Here is a 5948-nt window from a genome sequence, read left to right on the forward strand (position 1 = left end):
CCTGTCGATCGCCCGCGCCATCATCACCCGCCCCAAGCTGGTCGTCGCCGACGAGCCGGTCTCGGCGCTCGACGTCTCGATCCGCGCCCAGATCCTCGATTTGTTCGCCGAGCTCAACCAGAAGCTCGGCATCGCCTATCTCTTCATCACCCATGATTTGACCGTCGCCCGCGCCATCACGGACGAGGTGCTGGTCATGCATGACGGCAAGGTCGTCGAGCGCGGCAAGACGAGCGAGGTGCTCGACCACCCGCAGTCCGAGGCTGCCAAGGCGCTTGTCACCGCCGCTCCTGACTTGCACCGGGCAATCGCGAAGCGGCTGCGAGAGCAAGGCTGATCAGGAGAGAAGGCGTCCAATCACTCCTGCGGCTTCACCACATCGACCGGGCTGATGTCGAGCAGGTCGAGCGTGCGGCGCAGAAGGCGCATCTCGCTCTCGGCAAGTTGCGAATCCGCCTTGGCGATCTCCGCCATATGTTTGGCCAATTGCCGGCGCCGCTCGACATCGAGGTCGCGGAACAGTGCAATCGCCTGCGAGCCGTTGGTCTCGTAGCCGAACTCGTTGAGATATTCGATGACGCTGTCGATACTGCTTTCCGCAATGCCGAAGGCGTCCTTGCAGATGCGCCGGAAGACAACCATCTCGCTCTCGCTGACAGACCCGTCGGCCAGGATCATGCGAAACAACATCAGCAGTTCCGCCGACAGGACCGGATCGTCCGCCACCTTGCGCACACCCGGGTCGCCGTCGAATATCTGACGTATCTGGTCCAGCAATGCGAATGCCATCAGGAGCCTCTTTCCGGGTTAACCACACAAATACAAATCCAAGCGCGATGCGCTTGGATAGAGGTAGCGCGGAATCGACCTTGCGCAAACAGGGCGGCCGTGGTCGAACGCCCGATATTTCAGCCGGCCGGACACCGCCATACATCAGATGATCGACCTTAGCATCCAGACCGTCGCCATGCTCGCCTTCGCCGCCTTTGCCGCGGGCTTTGTCGATTCGATCGCCGGCGGCGGCGGACTGATCACCGTGCCGGCGCTGCTGCTTGCCGGTTTCACGCCGGTCCAGGCGCTCGCCACCAACAAACTGCAAGGCATGTTCGGCTCGGGCTCGGCGACCATCCACTACGCATCGAAGGGTCATGTGGACCTCCGCCGGCAATTGCCGTCGGCGCTTCTGGCCCTTGTCGGAAGCGCCATCGGCGCCTTGCTGGCGACGATCGTGCCGGGTGACATTCTGCGGGCTGCCCTGCCCATCGTGCTGATCGCCATCGCGCTCTACTTCGCGTTCAAGCCCAACATGAACGACATCGATCGCGCCGAGCGGCTGTCGCCCTTCCTATTCGGACTGATCCTGGTACCCGCGATCGGCTTCTACGATGGCCTGTTTGGACCGGGCGCAGGCTCCTTCTACATGCTGGCCTTCGTGGCGCTTGCCGGCTATGGCGTGCTCAAGGCGACGGCGCATACCAAGCTGCTCAACTTCGCCTCCAACATCGGCGGCTTCATCGTCTTCGCGGCCTTCGGCGTCGTCTACTGGAAGATCGGCCTGATGATGGGCGTTGCCCAGTTCATCGGCGCCCGCGTCGGCGCCAGCCTGGCCATGCGCATCGGCGCGAAACTGATCAAGCCGCTGCTGGTGATCGTGTGCCTGGCGCTTGCTGTGAAGCTGCTGGCCGACCCGGCGAACCCGCTGCGCGCCCTGATTGGTGTGTGATCACGGGCCCTGATAGAATGCCGCTGTTCGAATCATGTAGGAGGAGCCACACATGAATCTTAGCGCACCTACGCAGATCGTTTTTATCATTTCCGTTGTTATCGCCATCATCGGCGTACTCGCCGCGCTTGGCGTTCTTGCGTTCATTCCACTCGCATCGGTGTGGATTGTTCTTATTGCTTTCATCGTGCTTGCCGGCGGCTGCCTGATGCGCGGCGCCTGACCATTTCCCTTTAAGTGGGGACGAGGAGCGCCCGGCCAAAAGCCGGGCGCTTTTGATTCCGGCCCCGGGTCTGCTAGATTTGACGTGGCGCAAGGATGGCCGATGCCAGTCGAGATGCAACTCCAGCAAGAGCAGGACCGGTCCGTCGCCGGGCGGGTCGAGATGCGCCGGCGCCTGCCCGATCCTCGACTTCAGGGCATTGTGTCGGACATTTGCGGCTATCGCGAAATGACGCCCGGCCATATGCGCAACGTCGAATACGCGTCCCTCACCGTACCGCTGGTCATCAGCTTCGCCGAACCCTTCGCCATCGGCCTCGGCAAGGCGCCCGGCGACAATGACCGCTTCGCCAGTTTCGCCGCCGGCCTCTTTGCCGGACCGGTGGTGATCGAATCATTCGGCGGCGCCTGCTGCGTCCAGGTCAACTTCACGCCGCTTGGCGCACGCCGTTTCTTCCGCCTGCCGATGAGCGAACTGGCCGACAGCATGGTCGTCCTCGACGACGTGCTTGGCGCGCAAGGCTTGGCGCTGCGTGAAAAGCTTGGCAACGCGCCGGACTGGACGACGCGTTTCGACATGGCCGAAGCCTTCGTCACCGCCCGTCTCGAGAATGCCGCCGAGACGCCGCTTGAAATCGCCTGGGCCTATGACCGCATCATCGCATCCGGCGGCCGGACCCGCATTGGATCGATCGCCGAAAGGCTGGGCTGGAGCCGCAAGCATCTCGCCGGCAGTTTTTCCAATGCCATCGGCATCGGCCCCAAGACACTGTCGCGTATTGTCCGCTTCAACCGAGCGCTCGGCCTGTCGAGACAACCGACCGTCGACTGGGCCGGCATCGCCGCCGATTGCGGCTATGCCGACCAGGCGCATCTGGTGCGCGAGTTTCGCGACCTCGCCGGCGAAACGCCGACCGCGCTCTCTGTCAGGTAACATTTCTTCAAGACCCTGGAACGGCCTTCGAGCAGGGTGGCTTATCGACCAACCCAAGCGAAGGAGGTTCCCATGCCAACCACCACTGAAGCGCCCCGCATCTACCCCGCTTTGCGCTACAAGAACGCGGCAAGAATGATCGACTGGCTGGGCGAGGCTTTCGGCTTCAGCGTCCGTGCCCGCTATGGCGAAGGCGGTGTCGTACACCATGCCGAACTGGTCTTCGGCTCCTCGATGATCATGCTGGGCTCGGTGCGCGACGACGACTACGGCAAGATGGTCGGCGAACCCGGCTCAGGCGGCGGCAAGTCGATCTACATTGCCGTCGACGATGCCGATGCCGCCTATGCCAAGGCCAGGAACGCCGGCGCCACGATCATCCAGGAATTGACCAACCGCGACTATGGCAGCCGCGAGTTCATCTGCCGCGACCCGGAAGGCAACGTCTGGTCCTTCGGCACCTACTGGCCGAAGGCGGGCGAAAAGGCCTGAGCCAACCTCGGGCGCTCTGCGAATTACCGAGCCAGCGCAAAGATCGCGTCGCAGTCGAGATGGGTCTCCAGCTCGGCTGCGACCTCGTCCAGCGCCCGCTCGACCTCGGCCCGGTAGTCGATGCCGCCGCCTTTGATGCCGAGGCTTTCGAGGAATCTCCCGCGAAAGCCGTCGGCGCCAAACAGGCCGTGCATATAGGTGCCGATCACCTTGCCGTCGGCCGACACCGCCCCGTCCTCGACACCATTGATGACAGCGGAAGGCCGCAGCGTATCCGGTCCGATGGTGCGGCCGAGGTGGATTTCGTAGCCTTCGAGCGGCAAGTCGAACGGCACCGAACGGGCGCTGACGTTGCGCACCGTCTTTTCCGGTTCCATCACCGTTTCGACGTCGAGCAGGCCGAGCCCTTCGGCTTCGATGACGCTGCCTTCGATGCCGTCAGGGTCGCGCACTGTGCGGCCGAGCATCTGGAAGCCGCCGCAGATACCAACGACATGGCCGCCGCGCTTGCGATGGGCCAGCAAGTCGCGATCCCAGCCGTTCTCGCGGAATTTCAGCAGATCGCCGATCGTCGACTTGGAGCCCGGAATGACCACCAGCCCGGCATCGGCCGGCAGAGGCTTTCCCGGCGGCACGAACACCACCTCGACCTGCGGTTCGGCCTTGAGCGGGTCGAGATCGTCGAAATTGGCGATGCGGCCAAGCATCGGCACCGCCACCTTCAGCGCGCGTGCCTCGCCGGACGCCAACCGCTCCAGCACCACCGAATCCTCCGAAGGCAGGCGCGCCGCCGCCTTCAGCCACGGCACCACGCCGAAACAGCGCCAACCCGTGAATGTCTCGATCGACTTCAGCCCATCGTCGAACAGCGAAATGTCGCCGCGGAACTTGTTGATGAAATAGCCGACGATCATGCGCCGGTCCTCCTCCGGCAGGATCAGATGCGTGCCGGCGACCGAAGCGATGACGCCGCCGCGATCGATGTCGCCGACCAGCACCACCGGCACGTCGGCGCGCGTGGCAAAGCCCATATTGGCGATGTCGCGGCTGCGCAGGTTGATCTCGGCCGGCGAACCCGCGCCCTCGACGATGACGAGATCGGCGCCCTCGCCGACCTTGCCCCAGGAGTCCAGAACGGCGTCCATCAACTGGCCCTTCATCGCCTGGTAATCACGCGCCCGCGCTTCTCCGAACATTTTGCCCTGCACGATGACCTGTGCGCCGACATCGGTCTGCGGCTTCAGCAGCACCGGGTTCATGTGGACCGAGGGTGCCACGCCGCAAGCGATCGCCTGCAGCCATTGCGCGCGGCCGATCTCGCCGCCGCCAGCTTTGTCGCCGGGAATATCGGCAACGGCGGCGTTGTTCGACATGTTCTGCGGCTTGAACGGCCGCACCTTCAACCCACGCTTCTTTGCCGCGCGGCAGAGGCCGGCGCCCAGCACCGTCTTGCCGACGTCGGAACCCGTGCCTTGCAGCATGATCGCTCTGGCCATCAGTCCCTGCCCTGCGCCAAGGTTCCGGTGATATCGGATTTCTGCGCCAGCGGCCCGCCGCGCCAGATGTACAGCGCCAGCAATGGGTCTTTGCCGGTGCGCATGGCGTGATTGACGTTGGACGCGTGGTGGACGACCTCGCCGGCCGTGCGCATGCAAAAGCCGCTCTCGCCCATGCGCCATTCGGTACCGCCGGTCAGCGGAATGTAGATTTCCTCGGCAATGTGATGGTGGTCGGGATAGACGATATCAGGCCCAAGGATCAGCACGCCGGCGGCGACAGCGTCATTGACGAAGTGGCCTCGGGTGCCGAACACTTCCAGCCAGCCGTATTTATCGATGAACTCTTTTCCGAAATCCGCCTCGCTGTAGGTCTGCCCCCAGCGGAAATCGTTGCGCCGTTCAGCAAGCAGTTGCACCAGCGGCTTGGCATCCGGCGGCGCCAGCTCTGCGGCGCGATCAAGATGACGCAGGCAGTTGAGCGGATGCGGCTCCAGCGTGCGAGCCGGCATGTCCCAGCCAATGCGCGCCACGGCATCGCGCACCAAGGCGTGATCCACGGAGGAAAGGTATGCGCGGAACCGGCCCAGCAGTTCATCGAATTTTGTCGTCACATCTTACTCCGAACATGCATTGATGCACAGCCGCTCCGCAGGGGATCGGGTTGCGCGGCGGCATCATTGGTCTAGATTGGTGCGCGCGCAAAGCCAAAAACGACAGGCCAACAGGTCGAAGATTAGGGAGCACGCCATGGACGCCGCGGTCGATGCGAGCACCAGCCAGTTCGAACTTAACGAGGAGCAGCGCGCCATCCAGGAGATGGCGCAGGCCTTCGCCGCAGACCGTGTCGCGCCAAATGCGCTCGACTGGGACCGTAACAAGCATTTCCCGGCCGATGTGATCCGCGAGACCGGCCCGCTCGGCCTTGGCGGCATCTATATCAGGGACGATGTCGGTGGCTCGGCACTTGGCCGGCTCGACGCCGTGCTGATCTTCGAGGCGCTGTCGCACGCCGATCCGGCTTTTTCATCGTTCATCTCGATCCACAACATGGTGGCCTCGATGATCGACCGTTTCGGCA

The 5948-nt window shown here is 63.6% G+C and carries 8 protein-coding genes and 1 pseudogene; 6 read left to right on the forward strand and 3 right to left on the reverse strand.

Features of this window, described 5'->3' with window-relative positions:
- A pseudogene (locus EOD15_RS26805) lies at positions 1-337 on the forward strand (microcin ABC transporter ATP-binding protein); the annotation flags it as partial.
- 20 nt (positions 338-357) lie between these two features.
- On the opposite strand, the gene EOD15_RS26810 reads toward EOD15_RS26805, so the two are convergent.
- Positions 358-789 carry a TerB family tellurite resistance protein gene (locus EOD15_RS26810; protein WP_127268808.1) on the reverse strand — a complete coding sequence of 144 codons (432 nt, stop codon included), beginning with the start codon at positions 787-789 and terminating at the stop codon, positions 358-360.
- Between the two features lie 148 nt (positions 790-937).
- Here EOD15_RS26810 and EOD15_RS26815 point away from each other — a divergent pair, with 148 nt between their 5' ends.
- From EOD15_RS26815 to EOD15_RS26830, 4 genes are all read left to right on the forward strand, one after another.
- The gene (locus tag EOD15_RS26815) at positions 938-1723 is read left to right on the forward strand and encodes a TSUP family transporter (protein WP_127268807.1); all 786 of its coding nucleotides are present in this window, start codon (positions 938-940) and stop codon (positions 1721-1723) included.
- 52 nt (positions 1724-1775) lie between these two features.
- On the forward strand, positions 1776-1946 hold the full coding sequence (locus EOD15_RS26820; RefSeq protein ID WP_023812274.1) for a hypothetical protein: 171 nt from the start codon (positions 1776-1778) through the stop codon (positions 1944-1946).
- Positions 1947-2048: 102 nt separating this feature from the next.
- Positions 2049-2879 (forward strand): AraC family transcriptional regulator, encoded by an 831-nt coding sequence (locus EOD15_RS26825; RefSeq protein ID WP_127408995.1) that lies wholly within the window; start codon positions 2049-2051, stop codon positions 2877-2879.
- Positions 2880-2951: 72 nt separating this feature from the next.
- Entirely contained in the window at positions 2952-3371 is a 420-nt protein-coding gene (locus EOD15_RS26830) for a VOC family protein (RefSeq protein WP_127323226.1), read from the forward strand.
- Positions 3372-3394: 23 nt separating this feature from the next.
- Here the strand turns inward: EOD15_RS26830 and EOD15_RS26835 are convergent, their stop codons facing one another.
- Together EOD15_RS26835 and EOD15_RS26840 are read right to left on the reverse strand one after the other, a co-directional pair.
- The gene (locus EOD15_RS26835) at positions 3395-4867 is read right to left on the reverse strand and encodes a cobyric acid synthase (RefSeq protein WP_127408996.1); all 1473 of its coding nucleotides are present in this window, start codon (positions 4865-4867) and stop codon (positions 3395-3397) included.
- The gene (locus EOD15_RS26840; protein ID WP_127320791.1) at positions 4867-5481 is read right to left on the reverse strand and encodes a dimethylsulfonioproprionate lyase family protein; all 615 of its coding nucleotides are present in this window, start codon (positions 5479-5481) and stop codon (positions 4867-4869) included. The genes EOD15_RS26835 and EOD15_RS26840 overlap by 1 nt, the downstream gene beginning before the upstream one ends.
- Positions 5482-5617: 136 nt before the next feature.
- On the opposite strand from EOD15_RS26840, the gene EOD15_RS26845 reads away from it, so the two are divergent.
- Positions 5618-5948: acyl-CoA dehydrogenase family protein (locus EOD15_RS26845; protein ID WP_185929086.1), on the forward strand; the 331-nt coding region annotated here is incomplete at its 3' end.

It is taken from the genome of Mesorhizobium sp. M7A.T.Ca.US.000.02.2.1, assembly GCF_003996995.1.
GTDB lineage: Bacteria > Pseudomonadota > Alphaproteobacteria > Rhizobiales > Rhizobiaceae > Mesorhizobium.